General features: G+C 71.3%; 17 protein-coding genes. 1 reads left to right on the top strand and 16 read right to left on the bottom strand.

Going from position 1 to position 17,604, the window contains the following annotated elements; translation table 11 throughout:
- Positions 1 to 46 precede the first annotated feature (46 nt).
- From coaBC to pyrR, 12 genes are all read right to left on the bottom strand, one after another.
- Positions 47 to 1,264, bottom strand: coding sequence for a bifunctional phosphopantothenoylcysteine decarboxylase/phosphopantothenate--cysteine ligase CoaBC (coaBC, locus tag ACFVT5_RS33740; RefSeq protein ID WP_389895957.1), 1,218 nt, complete (start codon positions 1,262 to 1,264; stop codon positions 47 to 49).
- A 140-nt stretch (positions 1,265 to 1,404) separates the two neighbouring features.
- Positions 1,405 to 1,677: a DNA-directed RNA polymerase subunit omega gene (rpoZ, locus tag ACFVT5_RS33745; protein WP_003982715.1), complete on the bottom strand. Its 273-nt coding sequence runs from the start codon at positions 1,675 to 1,677 to the stop codon at positions 1,405 to 1,407.
- A 39-nt stretch (positions 1,678 to 1,716) separates the two neighbouring features.
- Complete coding sequence (gmk, locus tag ACFVT5_RS33750) at positions 1,717 to 2,310, bottom strand: guanylate kinase (protein ID WP_389895959.1); 594 nt, start codon at positions 2,308 to 2,310, stop codon at positions 1,717 to 1,719.
- 38 nt (positions 2,311 to 2,348) lie between these two features.
- On the bottom strand, positions 2,349 to 2,672 hold the full coding sequence (locus tag ACFVT5_RS33755) for an integration host factor (protein WP_003956414.1): 324 nt from the start codon (positions 2,670 to 2,672) through the stop codon (positions 2,349 to 2,351).
- 387 nt (positions 2,673 to 3,059) lie between these two features.
- Positions 3,060 to 3,962: an orotidine-5'-phosphate decarboxylase gene (pyrF, locus tag ACFVT5_RS33760; RefSeq protein ID WP_389895961.1), complete on the bottom strand. Its 903-nt coding sequence runs from the start codon at positions 3,960 to 3,962 to the stop codon at positions 3,060 to 3,062.
- Positions 3,959 to 5,065 carry a quinone-dependent dihydroorotate dehydrogenase gene (locus ACFVT5_RS33765; RefSeq protein ID WP_389895963.1) on the bottom strand — a complete coding sequence of 369 codons (1,107 nt, stop codon included), beginning with the start codon at positions 5,063 to 5,065 and terminating at the stop codon, positions 3,959 to 3,961. Before ACFVT5_RS33765 ends, pyrF begins: the two co-directional genes overlap by 4 nt.
- A 95-nt stretch (positions 5,066 to 5,160) precedes the next feature.
- Positions 5,161 to 8,469, bottom strand: a complete 3,309-nt coding sequence (gene carB / locus ACFVT5_RS33770) for a carbamoyl-phosphate synthase large subunit (RefSeq protein WP_389895966.1) — start codon at positions 8,467 to 8,469, stop codon at positions 5,161 to 5,163.
- Positions 8,462 to 9,649 carry a glutamine-hydrolyzing carbamoyl-phosphate synthase small subunit gene (gene carA / locus ACFVT5_RS33775; protein ID WP_389895968.1) on the bottom strand — a complete coding sequence of 396 codons (1,188 nt, stop codon included), beginning with the start codon at positions 9,647 to 9,649 and terminating at the stop codon, positions 8,462 to 8,464. The genes carB and carA overlap by 8 nt, the downstream gene beginning before the upstream one ends.
- Positions 9,646 to 10,260, bottom strand: coding sequence for a hypothetical protein (locus tag ACFVT5_RS33780; RefSeq protein WP_389895970.1), 615 nt, complete (start codon positions 10,258 to 10,260; stop codon positions 9,646 to 9,648). Before ACFVT5_RS33780 ends, carA begins: the two co-directional genes overlap by 4 nt.
- Positions 10,257 to 11,543 carry a dihydroorotase gene (locus ACFVT5_RS33785; RefSeq protein WP_389895972.1) on the bottom strand — a complete coding sequence of 429 codons (1,287 nt, stop codon included), beginning with the start codon at positions 11,541 to 11,543 and terminating at the stop codon, positions 10,257 to 10,259. The genes ACFVT5_RS33780 and ACFVT5_RS33785 overlap by 4 nt, the downstream gene beginning before the upstream one ends.
- A 5-nt stretch (positions 11,544 to 11,548) precedes the next feature.
- On the bottom strand, positions 11,549 to 12,526 hold the full coding sequence (locus ACFVT5_RS33790; protein WP_389895975.1) for an aspartate carbamoyltransferase catalytic subunit: 978 nt from the start codon (positions 12,524 to 12,526) through the stop codon (positions 11,549 to 11,551).
- Positions 12,527 to 12,689: 163 nt separating this feature from the next.
- Positions 12,690 to 13,265 carry a bifunctional pyr operon transcriptional regulator/uracil phosphoribosyltransferase PyrR gene (gene pyrR / locus ACFVT5_RS33795; RefSeq protein ID WP_389896360.1) on the bottom strand — a complete coding sequence of 192 codons (576 nt, stop codon included), beginning with the start codon at positions 13,263 to 13,265 and terminating at the stop codon, positions 12,690 to 12,692.
- Positions 13,266 to 13,517: 252 nt separating this feature from the next.
- On the opposite strand from pyrR, the gene bldD reads away from it, so the two are divergent.
- Entirely contained in the window at positions 13,518 to 14,018 is a 501-nt protein-coding gene (bldD, locus tag ACFVT5_RS33800) for a transcriptional regulator BldD (RefSeq protein WP_017945577.1), read from the top strand.
- Positions 14,019 to 14,145: 127 nt separating this feature from the next.
- Here bldD and nusB read toward each other — a convergent pair whose 3' ends face one another.
- From nusB to ACFVT5_RS33820, 4 genes are all read right to left on the bottom strand, one after another.
- Complete coding sequence (gene nusB, locus ACFVT5_RS33805) at positions 14,146 to 14,580, bottom strand: transcription antitermination factor NusB (protein ID WP_389895977.1); 435 nt, start codon at positions 14,578 to 14,580, stop codon at positions 14,146 to 14,148.
- 2 nt (positions 14,581 to 14,582) lie between these two features.
- Entirely contained in the window at positions 14,583 to 15,149 is a 567-nt protein-coding gene (efp, locus tag ACFVT5_RS33810; protein WP_389895979.1) for an elongation factor P, read from the bottom strand.
- 71 nt (positions 15,150 to 15,220) lie between these two features.
- A complete protein-coding gene (locus ACFVT5_RS33815; protein ID WP_389895981.1) occupies positions 15,221 to 16,327 on the bottom strand; it encodes an aminopeptidase P family protein in 1,107 nt (368 codons plus the stop codon).
- Positions 16,328 to 16,469: 142 nt separating this feature from the next.
- The gene (locus tag ACFVT5_RS33820) at positions 16,470 to 17,489 is read right to left on the bottom strand and encodes a Pro-rich N-terminal domain-containing protein (protein WP_389895983.1); all 1,020 of its coding nucleotides are present in this window, start codon (positions 17,487 to 17,489) and stop codon (positions 16,470 to 16,472) included.
- Positions 17,490 to 17,604 lie beyond the last annotated feature (115 nt).

Raw genomic sequence — 17,604 nt, forward strand, 5'->3', positions numbered from 1 at the left:
CCCGTATCCGGCGGAGCGGACACGATTCTCACCCAGGACGGGTCGATCACGCACCGGGCGCGCCGGGCAGCCGGCGCGCCACGAGGTCCCAGACGATGTCGGCGAGGTCTTCCTTGGGCCCGTACGGGACGGGTGTCTCGGTGCCGTCGGCGCCGAGCACGACGGCCTCGCTCTCCTCGGCGCCGAAGGTCTTGCGCTCCCCCACCTCGTTGACGACGAGCAGGTCGGAGCCCTTGCGGCGGAGTTTGGCGCGGCCGTTGTCGAGGACGTCGTCGGTCTCGGCGGCGAATCCGACGACGACCTGTCCGGGGCGGGGGCGGTCCCCGGAGATCTCGGCGAGGATGTCCGGGTTGCGGACCAGCGCGACGGCTTCGGGTTCCTGGCCGTCCTTCTTCTTGATCTTCCCGGCGGCGTACGCGGCGGGGCGGAAGTCGGCGACGGCGGCGGCCATCACCACGGCGTCGGCGTCGGCGGCGGCCTTGAGGACGGCCTCCCGCAGTTGGACGGCGGTGGCGACGGGGACGACATCGACGCCCGCGGGGTCGGGCAGTGCGGTGTTGGCGGCGATCAGTGTGACGCGGGCGCCCCTGGCGGCGGCGGTACGGGCGAGCGCGTAGCCCTGTTTGCCCGACGAGCGGTTGCCGAGGAAGCGGACCGGGTCGAGGGGTTCGCGGGTGCCGCCGGCGCTGATGACGACATGGCGGCCCGCGAGGTCGGGTGCGCGGACGCCGCGCACCAGGATCCGGCGGCAGATCTCGAAGATCTCGGCCGGGTCGGGGAAGCGGCCCTTGCCTGTGTCGACGCCGGTGAGGCGGCCGACGGCGGGCTCGATGACGACGGCGCCGCGCCGGCGGAGGGTGGCGACGTTCTCCTGGGTGGCGGGGTGTTCCCACATCTCGGTGTGCATCGCGGGCGCGAAGACGACGGGACAGCGGGCGGTGAGGAGGGTGTTGGTGAGCAGGTCGTCGGCGAGGCCGTGCGCGGCCTTGGCGAGCAGGTCGGCGGTGGCGGGGGCGACCACGACGAGGTCGGCGCCCTGGCCGATGCGGACGTGCGGGACCTCGTGGACGTCGGACCAGACCTCGGTGGACACGGGGTGCCCGGAGAGCGCCGACCAGGTCGGGGCGCCGACGAAGTGGAGCGCGGCGTCGGTCGGTACGACCCTTACGTCGTGGCCCGACTCGGTGAGCCGGCGCAGCAGTTCGCACGCCTTGTACGCGGCGATGCCACCGCTGACCCCCAGAACGACCTTCGGTTGGTCCACCGTCTCTCCCCGGACTCGGCTTCGCGTACGCACGCGGTGACGCGGTACCTACCCATGACACACCACGGGCCCGGCGGTCGCGCCGCCGGGCCCGTGGGAAGGTGCTGTTCGCCGCCGACCCTCGCGGTCGGCTGCGTTGTCTACTGGGCGGGGCCCTCGACGGCCTCGGAGGTCAGCAGACCCGCGTTGATCTCGCGCAGGGCGATCGAGAGCGGCTTCTCGTGGACATGCGTGTCGACGAGCGGACCGACGTATTCGAGCAGGCCCTCGCCGAGCTGCGAGTAATACGCGTTGATCTGACGCGCACGCTTGGCCGCGTAGATCACGAGGCTGTACTTCGAGTCCGTGGCCTCAAGCAGCTCATCGATCGGCGGGTTGATGATGCCCTCGGGCGCGGTGATGGAAGAGGACACGCTCTACCTTCCGACAGGGGGGGGTGAGATCCGAAAAGATCACACTACGTCCATCAAGGCTAGCAGCTCGCGGGCCACGTCCTCGACGGAGGTGTTGACGAGGGTGATGTCGAACTCGGATTCGGCGGCCAGCTCGATCCGGGCGGCGGCGAGCCGGCGCTCGATGACGTCGGGCGCCTCGGTGCCGCGCCCGGTGAGCCGGCGCACCAGTTCCTCCCAGGAGGGCGGCGCGAGGAAGACGAGCTGGGCCTCGGGCATCGACTCGCGGACCAGGCGGGCACCCTGGAGGTCGATCTCCAGGAGGACGGCCTCGCCGGCGTCGAGGTGTGAGTGGACGGCGCCGCGCGGGGTGCCGTAGCGGTTGCCCGCGAACTCGGCCCATTCGAGGAGTTCGCCATTGGCGATGAGCTTGTCGAACTCTTCGTCGGCGACGAAGAAGTACTGCACGCCGTGCTTCTCACCGGGGCGGGGCTTACGGGTGGTGGCCGACACCGAAAGCCATACCTCGGGGTGTGCCTTGCGCAGATGTGCGACGACCGTGCTCTTGCCGACCCCTGAGGGGCCGGAGAGCACGGTCAGCCGCGGACGTGCGTCCGGGGGTACGGGGGACGTCCCCCGGGATGTTGCAGCCATGGAGCGATTATCCAGGTTCTCGGGAGTGCCCGGGAACGTCAGGCGGGGCCTCCGCCGAACTCGCGCTCCAGGGAGGCGATCTGGTTGGAGCCGAGGCCCCGTACTCGGCGGCTCTCGGAGATGCCGAGCCGCTCCATGATCTGCTTGGCGCGGACCTTGCCCACGCCGGGCAGGGATTCCAGGAGGGCGGAGACCTTCATCTTTCCGATGACGTCGTTCTCCTGGCCCTGCTTGATGACCTCGTGAAGGGAGGCGCCGGAGTGCTTGAGTCGATTCTTCACCTCGGCCCGCTCCCGGCGAGCCGCGGCGGCCTTTTCGAGCGCGGCTGCGCGCTGTTCAGGGGTAAGGGGCGGAAGAGCCACGCCTACGTCACCTCGGATGTCGAACTGTCGGATACGGACCGGTGAGGAACCTAGTCGCCCCACACCTGGGGAGCAACGAGCAACGCGCTTGCCCGCTCACCCCCCACTGCCTGAAGGGCGTGGGAGGCGCCCCCACTCGACGGAGACTAGCGGCCAGGGCCCTCGGAGTCAGCGAGAACAGCGGAAAAGTCCTGGTCAGCCTCAATCTAGCTGGACATTCTGGGGCAAAAAGCCACGGATTCGTGAAGGGATCCGACCAGGAAAGCCGTGCGACGCGGGCCGAGCGGGTCCGACAGCACGCGAATTCCGAAGACTGCCCACCCCCGAACCCCCCGAAACGCGACCCGCCGAGGCCGGTCTCACCGTTCCCCCGGCCCCTCCCGGATCTCACCCCTCCCCCAGCGCCTCCCGGATCTCCTCCGCGAACCGGGCGGCCGACGTGCGCAGCGCGGTCACGTCCGGACCGTGACGCAGGACACCCCGGCTGACGCTCGGCACGACATTGCGGACCGCCCGGCCGAAGACCCCCGGGAGGTCGGCCGGGGTCGCGCCCTGGGCGCCGATGCCGGGGGCGAGGAGCGGTCCGTCGACGGCGAGGTCGTACGAGGACAGATCTCCGAGGGTGGCGCCGACGACCGCGCCGAAGGAGCCCAAAGGCGCGCCGCCGGCGATCTCGGGGGCGTTCTCGGCGGCGAGATGGGCGAGGACGCCGGCCCCGACGGTCCGGCCGTCCGCACCGCGCGCGTGCTGCACCTCGGCGCCCTCCGGGTTGGAGGTGAGGGCGAGCACGAACAGCCCTGCGCCGTTCTCGCGCGCGAGGTCGACGGCGGGCCGCAGCGAGCCGTAGCCGAGGTAGGGCGAGACGGTGAGCGCGTCGGCGAACAGGGGGGCGCCTTTGCTGAGGAAGGTCTCCGCGTAGGCGCTCATGGTCGAGCCGATGTCCCCGCGCTTGGCGTCCAGGACGACGAGGGCGCCCGCCGCGCGCGCGTCCTCGACGGTGCGTTCCAGGACGGCGATGCCACGGGAGCCGAACCGCTCGTAGAACGCGCTCTGCGGCTTCAGCGCGGCGACCCGGTCGGCCAGTGCCTCGACCGTCGTCCGGCTGAACCGCTCCAGGGCGGCGATGTCGTCACCGAGCCCCCAGTCGCGTAGCAGTGACGCGTGCGGGTCGATGCCGACGCACAGCGGCCCGCGCGCGTCCATGGCGTGCCGCAGCCGCGTACCGAACGGCGCGGAGGCGTCCGGGGAGCCGGCCGGGTCGGAGGGGTCGGAGGGGTCGAAGGGGCTCATGCCGGGGTCCTTACGTCGGCGCCGACGGCCTCGGCGAGCGTGGCGTACGGGGAGGTGCGCAGACGGGCGGCGAGGCCGCGGTGGATCGCGCGGGACCAGAAGGGGCCCTCGTACACAAAGGCGCTGTAGCCCTGGACGAGGGTCGCGCCGGCCAGGATGCGCTGCCAGGCGTCCTCGGCGTTCCCGATGCCGCCGACCCCGACCAGGGTGATGCGGTCCCCCACGCGCGCGTAGAGGCGGCGCAGGACCTCCAGGGAGCGGGCCTTGAGGGGGGCGCCGGAGAGCCCGCCCGTCTCCCGCACGAGCGCGGGGTCGGAGGTCAGACCGAGTCCCTCGCGCGCGATGGTGGTGTTGGTGGCGATGATGCCGTCCAGGCCGAGGTCGACCGCGAGGTCGGCGACGGCGTCGATGTCCTCGTCCGCGAGGTCGGGCGCGATCTTCACCAGGAGCGGTACGCGGCGGCCCGGCACACTGCGGTCGGCGGCCTCGCGGACGGCCGTGAGCAGCGGGCGCAGATGGTCGACGGCCTGGAGGTCGCGCAGCCCCGGCGTGTTCGGTGAGGAGACATTGACGACGAGGTAGTCCGCGTGGCGCGCGAGACGTTCGGTGGACTTCACGTAGTCGGCGGTGGCCTCCTGTTCGGGGACGGCCTTGGTCTTGCCGATGTTGACGCCGACCGTCGTCCGGAAGACGGGCGCGCGGCTCGCGAGGCGTTCGGCGACGGCGGTGGAGCCCTCGTTGTTGAAGCCCATGCGGTTGACGAGGGCGCGGTCGGGGACCAGCCGGAACAGTCGCGTACGGGGGTTGCCGGGCTGCGGTTCGCCGGTGACGGTGCCGATCTCGACGTGGTCGAAGCCGAGCATCGCCATGCCGTCGATCGCGACGGCGTTCTTGTCGAAGCCGGCGGCGAGTCCGAACGGGCCGTGCATCCGCAGCCCGAACGCCTCGGTGCGCAGCTCCCGGTGGCGGGGGGCGAGAACGGCGGCGAGAAGGGTGCGCAGCACGGGGAAGCGGGCGGCGAGCCGGATCCAGCGGAAGGCCAGGTGGTGGGCGCGCTCGGGGTCCATCCGGCGGAAGACGAGGTCGAAGAAGAGTCGGTACATGGCGGTGTCCTCGTGAGGGGTGGCCTCGTGGTGGCCTCGGGAGAGGGGCCTCGTGGAGAGGGGGACACCGTTTCCGGTGTCCCCCTGGGGAACGGCTAGTCGCGGCCCGCGGTGAGGCGTTCCGCGTGTTCCTGGAGGGAGCGGACCCCGACGTCGCCGTGGTTGAGCGCGTCGATGCCCTGGACGGCCGCGGCGAGCGCCTGCACGGTCGTCAGACACGGTACGGAGCGCGCCACGGCGGCCGTCCGGATGTCGTATCCGTCGAGTCGGCCGCCGGTGCCGTAGGGCGTGTTGACGATGAGGTCGACCTCGCCCTCGTGGATGAGCTGGACGATCGTCCGCTCGCCGTTCGGCCCCTCGCCCTCGCTGTGCTTGCGTACGACGGTGGCGTTGATGCCGTTGCGCTTGAGAACCTCGGCGGTGCCGGAGGTGGCGAGCAACTCGAAGCCGTGGGCGACGAGTTCACGCGCCGGGAAGATCATCGAGCGCTTGTCCCGGTTGGCGACCGAGATGAAGGCGCGGCCCTTGGTGGGCAGCGGCCCGTACGCGCCGGCCTGCGACTTGGCGTATGCCGTGCCGAAGACCGAGTCGATGCCCATGACCTCGCCCGTCGAGCGCATCTCGGGTCCGAGGACGGTGTCGACGCCGCGGCCGTAGATGTCGCGGAACCGCGACCACGGCATGACGGCCTCCTTGACGGAGATCGGCGCGTCCAGCGGGAGCGTGCCGCCGTCGCCCTGGGCCGGCAGGAGTCCCTCGGCGCGCAGTTCCGCGACGGTGGCGCCCAGCGAGATCCGGGCGGCGGCCTTCGCCAGCGGCACGGCGGTCGCCTTCGAGGTGAAGGGGACGGTGCGCGAGGCGCGCGGGTTGGCCTCCAGGACGTAGAGGATGTCACCGGCCAGCGCGAACTGGATGTTGATCAGGCCCCGGACGCCCACCCCGCGGGCGATGGCCTCGGTCGAGGCGCGCAGCCGCTTGATGTCGAAGCCGCCGAGGGTGATCGGGGGCAGGGCGCACGCCGAGTCGCCGGAGTGGATCCCGGCCTCCTCGATGTGCTCCATGACACCGCCGAGGTACAGCTCCGTACCGTCGTAGAGGGCGTCCACGTCGATCTCGATGGCGTCGTCCAGGAAACGGTCGACCAGGACGGGCCGGATCGGCGAGATCTCGGTGGACTCGGCGATGTACGACTCCAGACGGGTCTCGTCGTAGACGATCTCCATGCCGCGTCCGCCGAGCACGTACGAGGGCCGGACCAGGACCGGGTAGCCGATCTCGTCGGCGATGGCCTTGGCGCCCGCGAAGGTGGTGGCGGTGCCGTGCTTGGGCGCGGGCAGGCCCGCCTCGGCGAGCACCTGGCCGAAGGCGCCGCGGTCCTCGGCGGCGTGGATGGCCTCGGGCGGGGTGCCGACGACGGGGACGCCGTTGTCCTTGAGTGCCTGGGCGAGGCCGAGCGGGGTCTGGCCGCCGAGTTGGACGATGACTCCGGCGATCGGTCCGGCGAGGGACTCGGCGTGCACGATCTCCAGGACGTCTTCGAGGGTGAGCGGCTCGAAGTACAGGCGGTCGGAGGTGTCGTAGTCGGTGGAGACGGTCTCCGGGTTGCAGTTGACCATCACGGTCTCGTAGCCCGCGTCGTGCAGCGCGAAGGAGGCGTGCACGCAGGAGTAGTCGAACTCGATGCCCTGGCCGATGCGGTTGGGCCCGGAGCCCAGGATGATCACCGCGGGCTTCTCGCGGGGCGCGACCTCGGTCTCCTCGTCGTAGGAGGAGTAGAAGTACGGGGTCTTCGCGGCGAATTCGGCGGCGCAGGTGTCGACCGTCTTGTAGACCGGGCGGACGCCAAGGGCGTGCCGTACCTCGCGGACGACGTCCTCGCGCAGGCCGCGGATCTGGGCGATCTGGGCGTCCGAGAAGCCGTGCCGCTTGGCCTCGGCGAGCAGTTCGGGGTCGAGTCTCTCGGCGGCGGCCAGCTCGTCCGCGATCTCCTTGATCAGGAAGAGCTGGTCCACGAACCAGGGGTCGATCTTGGTGGCGTCGAAGACCTCGTCGGCTGTCGCGCCGGCCCGGATGGCCTGCATGACGGAGTTGATGCGCCCGTCGGTCGGCCGTACGGCCTCTTCGAGGAGCAGCCGCTTGTCACCCGGCTCGCCCACGAACGTGAACTGCGAGCCCTTCTTCTCCAGGGACCGCAGGGCCTTCTGGAGGGCCTCGGTGAAGTTACGGCCGATGGCCATGGCCTCGCCGACCGACTTCATGGTGGTGGTCAGCGTGGAGTCGGCCGAGGGGAACTTCTCGAACGCGAAGCGGGGGGCCTTCACCACGACATAGTCGAGGGTGGGTTCGAAGGAGGCCGGGGTCTGCTCGGTGATGTCGTTGGGGATCTCATCGAGGGTGTAGCCGACGGCGAGCTTCGCGGCGATCTTCGCGATCGGGAAACCGGTGGCCTTCGACGCGAGCGCCGACGAGCGCGAGACCCGCGGGTTCATCTCGATGACGATGACCCGGCCGTCCTCGGGGTCGACCGCGAACTGGATGTTGCAGCCACCGGTGTCGACGCCCACCTCACGGATGACGGCGATGCCGATGTCCCGCAGGATCTGGTATTCGCGGTCGGTGAGCGTCATCGCCGGGGCGACCGTGATGGAGTCGCCGGTGTGGACGCCCATCGGGTCGAAGTTCTCGATGGAGCAGACGACCACGACGTTGTCGTGCTTGTCGCGCATCAGCTCCAGCTCGTACTCCTTCCAGCCGAGGATGGACTCCTCCAGGAGCACCTCGGTGGTCGGCGACAGGGTGAGGCCCTGGCCGGCGATGCGGCGCAGTTCCTCCTCGTCGTGCGCGAAGCCGGAGCCCGCGCCGCCCATGGTGAAGGAGGGGCGGACGACGACGGGGTAGCCGCCGAGTGTGTCGACGCCGCCGATGACGTCGTCCATGGTGTGGCAGATCACCGAGCGGGCGGACTCGCCGTACCCGATCTTGGCGTGGACGGCTTCCACGACCTCCTTGAACAGCTCGCGGTCCTCGCCTTTGTTGATGGCCTCGACATGGGCGCCGATCAGCTCGACGCCGTACCGGTCGAGGGTGCCCGCCTCGTGCAGCGAGATGGCGGTGTTCAGGGCGGTCTGGCCGCCGAGGGTGGGCAGCAGCGCGTCGGGCCGCTCCTTGGCGATGATCTTCTCGACGAACTCGGGGGTGATCGGCTCGACATAGGTGGCGTCGGCGATCTCCGGGTCGGTCATGATCGTCGCCGGGTTGGAGTTGACGAGGATCACCCGCAGGCCCTCGGCCTTGAGGACGCGGCACGCCTGGGTGCCGGAGTAGTCGAACTCGGCGGCCTGTCCGATGACGATCGGTCCGGAACCGATGACCAGGACGGACTGGATATCGGTGCGCTTAGGCACGCTGGCCCTCCATCAGGACGGTGTCCATCAAAGACGTGAAGCGGTCGAACAGATAGGCCGCGTCGTGCGGGCCCGCTGCGGCCTCGGGGTGGTACTGGACGCTGAACGCCGGCCGGTCCAGGAGCCGCAGCCCCTCCACCACCTGGTCGTTCAGGCAGACGTGGGAGACCTCGGCGCGGCCGTAGGGGGTGTCGCTGATCCGGTCGAGGGGCGCGTCGACGGCGAAGCCGTGGTTGTGCGCGGTGACCTCCACCTTGCCGGTGGTCCGGTCCTGCACGGGCTGGTTGATGCCCCGGTGCCCGTACTTCAGCTTGTACGTGCCGAAGCCGAGGGCGCGGCCGAGGATCTGGTTGCCGAAGCAGATGCCGAACAGCGGGGTGCCGCGGTCCAGGACCTCGCGCATGACGGCGACGGGGTGGTCGGCGGTGGCGGGGTCGCCGGGTCCGTTGGAGAAGAACACACCGTCGGGGGCGACGGCGTACACGTCGTCGGCGGTCGCCGTGGCGGGCAGGACGTGCACCTCGATGCCGCGCTCGGCCATGCGGTAGGGCGTCATGCCCTTGATGCCGAGGTCGATGGCGGCGACGGTGAGGCGGGCGGTACCGAGCGGCAGGGGCGCGCCGTCGGGGCCGAGCGCCGGGACGACGTACGGCTCCTTGGTGGCGACCTCGGCGGCGAGGTCGGCGCCCGCCATCTCGGGGGCCTGGCGGACCTCGGCGAGCATGGTGCCCTCGTCGGGGAGCGCGTTGCCGGAGAAGATGCCGACGCGCATGGCGCCGCGCTCGCGCAGATGCCGGGTGAGGGCGCGGGTGTCGATGCCGGAGATCCCGACGACGCCCTGGGCGGCGAGTTCCTCGTCCAGGGAGCGCCGGGCGCGCCAGTTGGACGGCACGCGCGCGGGGTCGCGGACGACATAGCCGGAGACCCAGATGCGCCGGGACTCGGGGTCCTCGTCGTTGACGCCGGTGTTGCCGATGTGCGGGGCGGTCATCACGACGACCTGGCGGTGGTACGAGGGGTCGGTGAGCGTCTCCTGGTAACCGGTCATGCCGGTGTTGAAGACGGCTTCCCCGAAGGTCTCGCCGACGGCTCCGTAGGCGCGGCCCCGGAAGACGCGGCCGTCCTCCAGGACGAGTACGGCGGGAGCCTTGGCTCCTCGGGTGGAGGTCGGCTGCGTCATCGTTCGGCGCCTTCCATGGTTCGGTTCGTGGTGTGGTCCGTGGTGGGACTCAGGGCGGTGAGGGCTTCGACCCAGGCGGGGTGCTCGGCGGCCCGGTCGGAGCGGAATCCGGAGTCGATCAGCCGGTCGCCGTGCTCCCAGGTGACGACGAGGAGTCCGCCTTCGGTGAGGACCTTGCCGGCGATGCCCTTGTCGAGCCGGGCGCCGCGCAGCCGGTCCGCCGGGACGAAGAAGTCGGCGGCGCCGGGGCGTACGACGTCGAGGCCCGCGTCGGTGAGGGTCAGCTCGACGCGCGAGCGGGTGCCGAGGCCGTGCGCCACGATCCGGTCGAGCCACTGCCCGGCGGTGGTCGAGCCGTGGTAGCGGCCACTCATGCCCAGTGTCACCGGGCCGGGCTCGGACGGCACGGTCGGCAGCTCGGGGAGGTCGCCCTGGAGGGTGCCGCGCCACTTCCAGCCCTCGCGCATCAGCCAGTAGACGAGCGCGACGAAGAGGGCGAGTCCGACGAGCCAGCCGACGCGCGCGGCCCAGTCGGTGACATCGGCCGACTTCTGCTCGGCGGCGAGCGCGGCGAACGCTTCTACGGTGCGGAGGGGTGTGTGAGGTGTCACGCGAGCTTCCCGTCGACGAGCGTGGCGCGGCCCCGCAGCCAGGTGTGGGTGACGCGCCCCGGCAGCTCACGGCCCGCGTAGGGGGTGTTGCGGCTGCGGGAGGCGAAGCCCGCGGGGTCCACGGCCCCACGGTATGCCGGATCGACCAGGGTCAGGTTGGCGGGCTCACCCTCCGAGACGGGGCGGCCGTGTCCGCTCAGGCGGCCGATCTCGGCGGGCCTGAAGGACATGCGGTCGGCGACGCCCGCCCAGTCGAGGAGGCCGGAGTCGACCATGGTGTGCTGCACGACGGAGAGCGCGGTCTCCAGACCGACCATGCCCATGGCGGCGGCGGCCCACTCGCAGTCCTTGTCCTCGTGCGGGTGCGGGGCGTGGTCGGTGGCGACGCAGTCGATGGTGCCGTCGGCCAGGGCCTCGCGCAGCGCCATCACATCGGCCTCGGTGCGCAGCGGCGGGTTGACCTTGTACACGGGGTCGTAGCTGCGGACGAGTTCGTCGGTGAGCAGCAGGTGGTGCGGGGTGACCTCGGCGGTGACGTCCCAGCCCTTGGACTTGGCCCAGCGGACCAGCTCGACGGATCCGGCGGTGGAGAGATGGCAGATGTGGACGCGGGAGCCGACATGGGCGGCGAGCAGGACATCGCGGGCGATGATCGACTCCTCGGCGACGGCGGGCCAGCCGCCGAGGCCCAGTTCGGCGGAGACGGTGCCCTCGTTCATCTGGGCGCCCTCGGTCAGCCGGGGCTCCTGCGCGTGCTGTGCGACGACGCCGCCGAACGCCTTCACGTACTCCAGGGCGCGCCGCATGATCACGGCGTCGTCCACGCACTTGCCGTCGTCCGAGAAGACCATGACGCCGGCCGCGGAGTCGTGCATGGCGCCGAGTTCGGCGAGCTTGTTGCCCTCCAGGCCGACGGTGACGGCGCCGACGGGCTGGACGTCGCAGTAGCCGTACTCGCGGCCCAGGCGCCAGACCTGCTCGACCACACCGGCGGTGTCCGCGACGGGGAAGGTGTTGGCCATGGCGTGCACGGCGGTGAAGCCGCCGGTGGCGGCGGCCCGGGTGCCGGTGAGGACGGTCTCGGAGTCCTCCCGGCCCGGCTCGCGCAGATGGGTGTGCAGGTCGACCAGGCCGGGCAGCAGGACGTGTCCCTCGGCCTCGACCACGGTGGCGCCGTCGGCCTCGACGGCGTCACCCACGCGCGCGATGGTCCCGCCGTCGATGAGGACGTCCTGAGGCTCGCCGCCGAGCACCTTCGCACCACGGATCAGGGTCTTGCTCATGTCGCTTACTTCTCCTCGGTACGGGTGTGGGTGACGGCGGGTTCATTGCCGCCGAGCAGCAGATAGAGGACCGCCATACGGATGGAGACGCCGTTGGTGACCTGCTCGACGACGGTGCAGCGCGGGGAGTCGGCGACCTCGGCGGTGATCTCCATGCCGCGGACCATCGGCCCGGGGTGCATCACGATCGCGTGCTCGGGCATCCTGGCCATGCGGTCGCCGTCGAGCCCGTAGCGGCGCGCGTACTCGCGCTCGGTGGGGAAGAACGCGGCGTTCATCCGCTCGCGCTGCACCCGCAGCATCATCACGGCGTCCGACTTGGGCAGCACGGCGTCGAGGTCGTACGAGACCTGGCAGGGCCAGTGGCCGACGCCGACCGGCACCAGGGTGGGCGGCGCGACGAGGGTGACCTCGGCGCCGAGGGTGTGCAGCAGGTCGACGTTGGACCGGGCGACGCGGCTGTGCAGGACGTCTCCGACGAGGGTGATGCGTTTGCCGGTGAGGTCCTGGCCGATCCCCTCGTCCCGGCCGACGAGCCGGCGCCGCATGGTGAAGGCGTCGAGCAGGGCCTGCGTGGGGTGCTGGTGGGTGCCGTCGCCCGCGTTGATCACGACGGCGTCGATCCAGCCGGAGGTGGCGAGCCGGTAGGGCGCTCCGGAGGCGCCGTGCCGGATGACGACGGCGTCGACGCCCATCGCCTCCAGGGTCTGCGCGGTGTCCTTGAGGGACTCGCCCTTGGAGACCGACGAGCCCTTGGCGGTGAAGTTGATGACATCGGCGGAGAGCCGCTTCTCGGCGGCCTCGAAGGAGATCCGGGTACGGGTGGAGTCCTCGAAGAAGAGGTTGACGACGGTACGGCCGCGCAGGGTCGGCAGTTTCTTGATCGGCCGGTCGGCGACCCGGGCCATCTCCTCGGCGGTGTCGAGGATCAGGACGGCGTCGTCGCGGGTGAGGTCGGCGGCCGAGATGAGATGACGCTGCATCTTTCAGGCTCCGTAAGACGGTTCAGGACATCGTGGGCCCGGGGGCGTCCCCGGTGGGGCACGGCGGACGGGCGCGTGCGGCGAGTGCGTGCGGCGGGCGCGTACGGTGCGAGCGGTCCGGCTCGGGACAGGCCGGGCGGCCCGTACGCGCGCGGCTGCGGAGCTACTGCTCGCCGACCGGCGCGGGCGCCTTCAGACCGAGCAGGACGGTGTCGCGGCCGTCCTCCTCGGCGAGCTGGACCTTGACGGTCTCGCGCAGCGACGTGGGGAGGTTCTTGCCGACGTAGTCGGCTCTGATGGGCAGTTCGCGGTGGCCGCGGTCGACCAGGACCGCGAGCTGGACGGCACGGGGGCGCCCGATGTCGTTCAGCGCGTCCAGCGCGGCGCGGATGGTGCGGCCCGAGAAGAGCACGTCGTCGACGAGGACGACCAGGCGGCCGTCGATGCCGTCGGCGGGGATCTCGGTGCGGGCCAGCGCGCGCGGGGGATGCATGCGCAGGTCGTCGCGGTACATGGTGATGTCGAGGAAGCCGACCGGCACGGTGGCACCGGTGATCTCGGCCAGCTTGGCGGCGAGCCGTCGCGCGAGGTGGACCCCGCGGGTCGGGATGCCGAGAAGCACCACGTCGTCGGCGCCCTTGGCACGTTCGACGATCTCGTGGGCGATGCGGGTCAGGACCCGCGCGATGTCGGGGGCCTCCAGAACGGGGCGTGCGGCATCAGGGCTGTTCATGTCCATGGGAGCCATGGGAAACAGACCTCCTTCTCCGCCTCACGGGACGGATCTTAAAGGACGTCGGATTTGCGCCACTCAGATTAGCAGGCCGCCCGTTCCCCCTGTTCAACCCCCCTCACCGTGCGCCTCGGGCCCGCGCAGGGAAGAGTCGGTGCTGACCCTTCGGCTTGACGCATGCAAGTCACGCTGCGTAACCTCACAGTGAGTCACCAGCCGCGCGGCACAGCCGCTCGAGACACAGTGTCCGGGAGCTATATGTCCAGCGAATACGCCAAACAGCTCGGGGCCAAGCTCCGGGCCATCCGCACCCAGCAGGGCCTGTCACTCCACGGCGTCGAGGAGAAGTCCCAGGGACGCTGGAAGGCCGTCGTGGTCGGGTCGTACGAGCGCGGGGACCGTGCCGTCACCGTGCAGCGCCTGGCCGAGCTGGCGGATTTCTACGGTGTGCCGGTGCAGGAGCTGCTGCCGGGCACCACTCCCGGCGGGGCCGCCGAGCCGCCGCCGAAGCTCGTCCTGGACCTGGAGCGGCTGGCGCATGTGCCGGCCGAGAAGGCGGGCCCGCTCCAGCGTTATGCGGCGACGATCCAGTCCCAGCGCGGTGACTACAACGGCAAGGTGCTGTCGATCCGCCAGGACGACCTGCGCACCCTCGCCGTCATCTACGACCAGTCGCCGTCCGTCCTCACCGAGCAGCTCATCAGCTGGGGCGTGCTGGACGCGGACGCGCGCCGCGCGGTGGCCCACGAGGAGGGCTGACACCCCACCGCACCACTGAAGAAACGTGCCGCCCGGGAGAGACCAGTCACCCGTTCGGCGTAACCACCAGGGAGGGCCCCGCAGCATCGCTGCGGGGCCCTCCCTGGTCGTTCTCCCGTGGTCCCGGTCAGGCTTCCTCGCGCCGAAGCGTCGGCTTGAGGTCCTTGAACCGGCCCAGGAGTCCGTTGACGAAGGCGGGTGAGTCGTCCGTGGAGAACTCCTTGGCGAGCTGCACGGCCTCGTCGAGCACCACGGCGTCGGGGGTCTCGTCGACCCAGATCAGCTCGTACGCCCCGAGCCGCAGGATGTTGCGGTCGACCACGGGCATCCGGTCCAGCGTCCAGCCGACCGCGTACTGCGCGATCAGCTCGTCGATCCGGGCCGCCTGCGTGGCGTACCCCTCGACGAGCTGCATGGTGTACTCGCTGACCGGCGGCTGCCGGGTGTCGGTCCGCGAGTGCCGGATCCAGTCCCCGAGGACCGTGACGACGTCGGCACCGCGCTGGTCGCCCTCGAAGAGGATCTGGAAGGCACGCTTGCGGGCCGTGTTACGGGCAGCCACGGTTAGCTGTTCACCCGGCCGAGGTAGTCGCCCGAGCGCGTGTCCACCTTGATCTTCTCGCCGGTGGTGATGAAGAGCGGGACCTGGATCTCGTACCCGGTCTCCAGCTTGGCGGGCTTGGTGCCGCCGGTGGAACGGTCGCCCTGGACACCGGGCTCGGTCTCCGCGATGACCAGTTCGACGGCGGCGGGCAGCTCGACGTAGAGCACCGAACCGTCGTGCTGGGCGACGACGGCCTCGAAGCCCTCGATCAGGAAGTTGGCGGAGTCGCCGACGGACTTGCGGTCGACATGCAGCTGGTCGTACGTGTCCATGTCCATGAAGACGAAGTAGTCGCCGTCCATGTACGAGAACTGCATCCCGCGCTTGTCGACAGTGGCCGCCTCGACCTTGACACCGGCGTTGAACGTCTTGTCCACCACCTTGCCGGACAGCACGTTCTTCAGCTTGGTGCGGACGAAGGCCGGGCCCTTGCCGGGCTTGACGTGCTGGAACTCGACGACGGACCAGAGCTGGCCGCCTTCGAGCTTGAGCACCATGCCGTTCTTGAGGTCGTTCGTGGAAGCCACGGTTGCGGAATCTCCTGGACTGACGTGGACGACCCGGGGACCCGCGTCCGGCTCCTCAGCGATGGCTGAGGCTAGAGCGCGAGCAGCTCCTTGGTCGTGATGGTGAGTAGCTCGGGTCCGCCGTCCGCCTCGGGGCGGACGACGAGCGTGTCATCGATCCGGACTCCGCCCCGGCCAGGGAGGTGAACCCCCGGTTCGACGGTGACCGGCACACAAGCGTCCAGTTTACCCATGGCCGCGGGGGCGAACTGCGGCTCCTCGTCGATTTCGAGTCCGACACCATGTCCGGTGACGGGTGCGAGGCCCTCACCGTGCCCCGCCGAGCCCAGCACATGGCGGACCGCGCGGTCGACGTCCCGGCAGGCCGCGCCGGGCACCAGGGCCTCCCGACCGGCGCGCTGAGCGGCGAAGACCAGGTCGTACAGCTCGATCTGCCAGTCCGCGGGCGAGGTGCCGATGACGAAGGTACGGCCGATCTCGCAGCGGTAGCCGCGGTAGGTGGCGCCGAGGCAGACGGAGAGAAAATCGCCCTCCTCGACCCGGCGGTCGGTGGGGCGGTGGCCGCCGCGTCCCGCGTTGGGCCCGGTTCCGACGGCGGTGGGGAAGGCCGGGCCGTCGGCGCCGTGGTCGACCAGACGGCGCTCCAGTTCCAGTGCGAGATGGCGTTCGGTGCGGCCGACGAGGATCGATTCGAGGAGTTCACCGAGGGCCTGGTCGGTGATCTCGGCGGCGATCCGCAGACACGAGATCTCCTCCTCGTCCTTGACCAGCCGCAGCTGCTCGACGGCGCCGCCGAGGTCGCCGAGGCGGAGCCGGGGCGCGACGGAGCCGAGGGCGCGGTGCCGGGCGACGGTCAGATGGTGCTCCTCGACGGCAAGCGAGTCCACACCGAGCGACACGGCGGCGCCGGCGGCGGCAACGGCCGGGTCACCGGCGGGCGCGGGCAGCAGCTGGGTGCGCAGCGCGTCGTCGGGACGGGCGGCCCCGGTCTGTCCGGAGGGCGGGGCCGCGCAGATCAGCAGGTCCTCTCCCCCGCCCACCAGGAGGACGGCACCCTCGGGCGCCGGTCCGGCGAGATAGCGGACATTGGCGGGCCGGGAGACCAGCGCCGCCGCACTGCCGCCCGCCGCGCACCGCTCGCGGAGCCGCTCCCGCCGGACCGCGTACACCTCTGACATGACCCGAGCGTACGAGCGCGGGCGGAGGTCGGCCCGGTCAGCGCGTCCGACCGGGCGGCGGCGAGTGCCGTGGGGAGCGCGGTGGAGCGGGGTGCGGAGCGCGCTCAGAGGTGCGGCCGGGAAGGCGGTCAGGGGTGCGGTGTCACCACTGCGGGGGGCTGGCGATGGAGCGGGCGAGTACGCCGTCGAGGACGCGGGCGGTGGCCGGGACGTCGAGCTGGGAGTTGTCGATGATCGGCAGCCCCGATCCGTACCACCCGGCCATCCGGCCGTGGATACGGGCGACTTCCTCGTCGGTGAGACGGCGGTTGCCACTGCGCTCGGCGTTGCGCTCCAGGACGATCTCAAGGCCCGGCAGCAGGACGACGGGCAGCAGCCCCGGTCCCACATGCCGTTTCCAGCCACCGAGCCCCACGACGGGCCGGTCGGGGAAGACGGCGTCGTCCAAGATGCACGAGATGCCGTTGGCCAGGAAGTTACGGGCGGCGAAGCCGCAGGTGCGACGGGCCAGGCGGTACTGGGCCTCCGAGTGGTCGTTCCACCCGGACTGGGGGTCGGCGAAGCCCGAGCGCACCCATTCGCGGACGTCGTCGAGGCTGATGTGCGCGGTGGGGACGCGGCGGTGGTCCGCCCAGTACTTGGCGACGCTGGTCTTGCCGGCGCCCGCGGGCCCGATGAGCAGCACCGCGAGGGTGATCCCGGCCAGGTCGGTGCCGCCCGGAGCCGGTGGCGGGCTCGGCACGGCGACGGGTCCGCCGGGCGGCAGCCGCATATGCCCGGTGGTCTCGGGCGAGGGGGGTATCGGTCCGTACGGCGGGCCCGCGTGCTGCTGCGGGGCCGCCGACTGCGGCGGGGCACCCGGCGCGGGCGGGCGGCCGGGGGCGTGCTGCGGCGCGTGCTGGGGTGCGGGCGCGTGCTGCGGGGCCCGGGTCTGCGGCGGGGTGCCCGGTGCCGGGGGGTGCGGTGTCGGGGCGTGCGGTTGGGGTGCCGGGGAGAGGGGTGGCGTGGGGCTGCCGGGTGCTCCGGCGACTCCCGGGGGCGGGCCCGCGGGGGCGGGGCCCGGGTGTCCTCCCGGGTGATGCGCGGCCGATGACCAGCCGTCGGCCGGTCCGTGCCCCGGTCGGTGGGGCGGCGGCAGCGGAGACCCCACTGCGTGCTGCATCCGGTGCCACTCCGTCTCGTACAGGCGACTGGCGCTGGGCGGAAGGGCCGTACAGCCCCGGTCTGCTACCGAACGGTACCTTCCCCGGCCGCCGTTGTGTGAACGGCCGGGGAGA

Origin of the sequence: Streptomyces sp. NPDC058001, assembly GCF_042886315.1 — a bacterium.
Classification (GTDB): Bacteria; Actinomycetota; Actinomycetes; order Streptomycetales; family Streptomycetaceae; genus Streptomyces.

Bases quoted from the DNA above. Each gene is read 5' to 3' on its own strand.
- gmk (WP_389895959.1), bottom strand. From the start codon at position 2,310: ATGGCTGCAACATCCCGGGGGACGTCCCCCGTACCCCCGGACGCACGT.
- pyrF (WP_389895961.1), bottom strand. From the start codon at position 3,962: ATGAGCCCCTTCGACCCCTCCGACCCCTCCGACCCGGCCGGCTCCCCG.
- ACFVT5_RS33765 (WP_389895963.1), bottom strand. From the start codon at position 5,065: ATGTACCGACTCTTCTTCGACCTCGTCTTCCGCCGGATGGACCCCGAG.
- carA (WP_389895968.1), bottom strand. From the start codon at position 9,649: ATGACGCAGCCGACCTCCACCCGAGGAGCCAAGGCTCCCGCCGTACTC.
- ACFVT5_RS33785 (WP_389895972.1), bottom strand. From the start codon at position 11,543: ATGAGCAAGACCCTGATCCGTGGTGCGAAGGTGCTCGGCGGCGAGCCT.
- ACFVT5_RS33790 (WP_389895975.1), bottom strand. From the start codon at position 12,526: ATGCAGCGTCATCTCATCTCGGCCGCCGACCTCACCCGCGACGACGCC.
- pyrR (WP_389896360.1), bottom strand. From the start codon at position 13,265: ATGGACATGAACAGCCCTGATGCCGCACGCCCCGTTCTGGAGGCCCCC.
- bldD (WP_017945577.1), top strand. From the start codon at position 13,518: ATGTCCAGCGAATACGCCAAACAGCTCGGGGCCAAGCTCCGGGCCATC.
- ACFVT5_RS33815 (WP_389895981.1), bottom strand. From the start codon at position 16,327: ATGTCAGAGGTGTACGCGGTCCGGCGGGAGCGGCTCCGCGAGCGGTGC.
- ACFVT5_RS33820 (WP_389895983.1), bottom strand. From the start codon at position 17,489: ATGCAGCACGCAGTGGGGTCTCCGCTGCCGCCGCCCCACCGACCGGGG.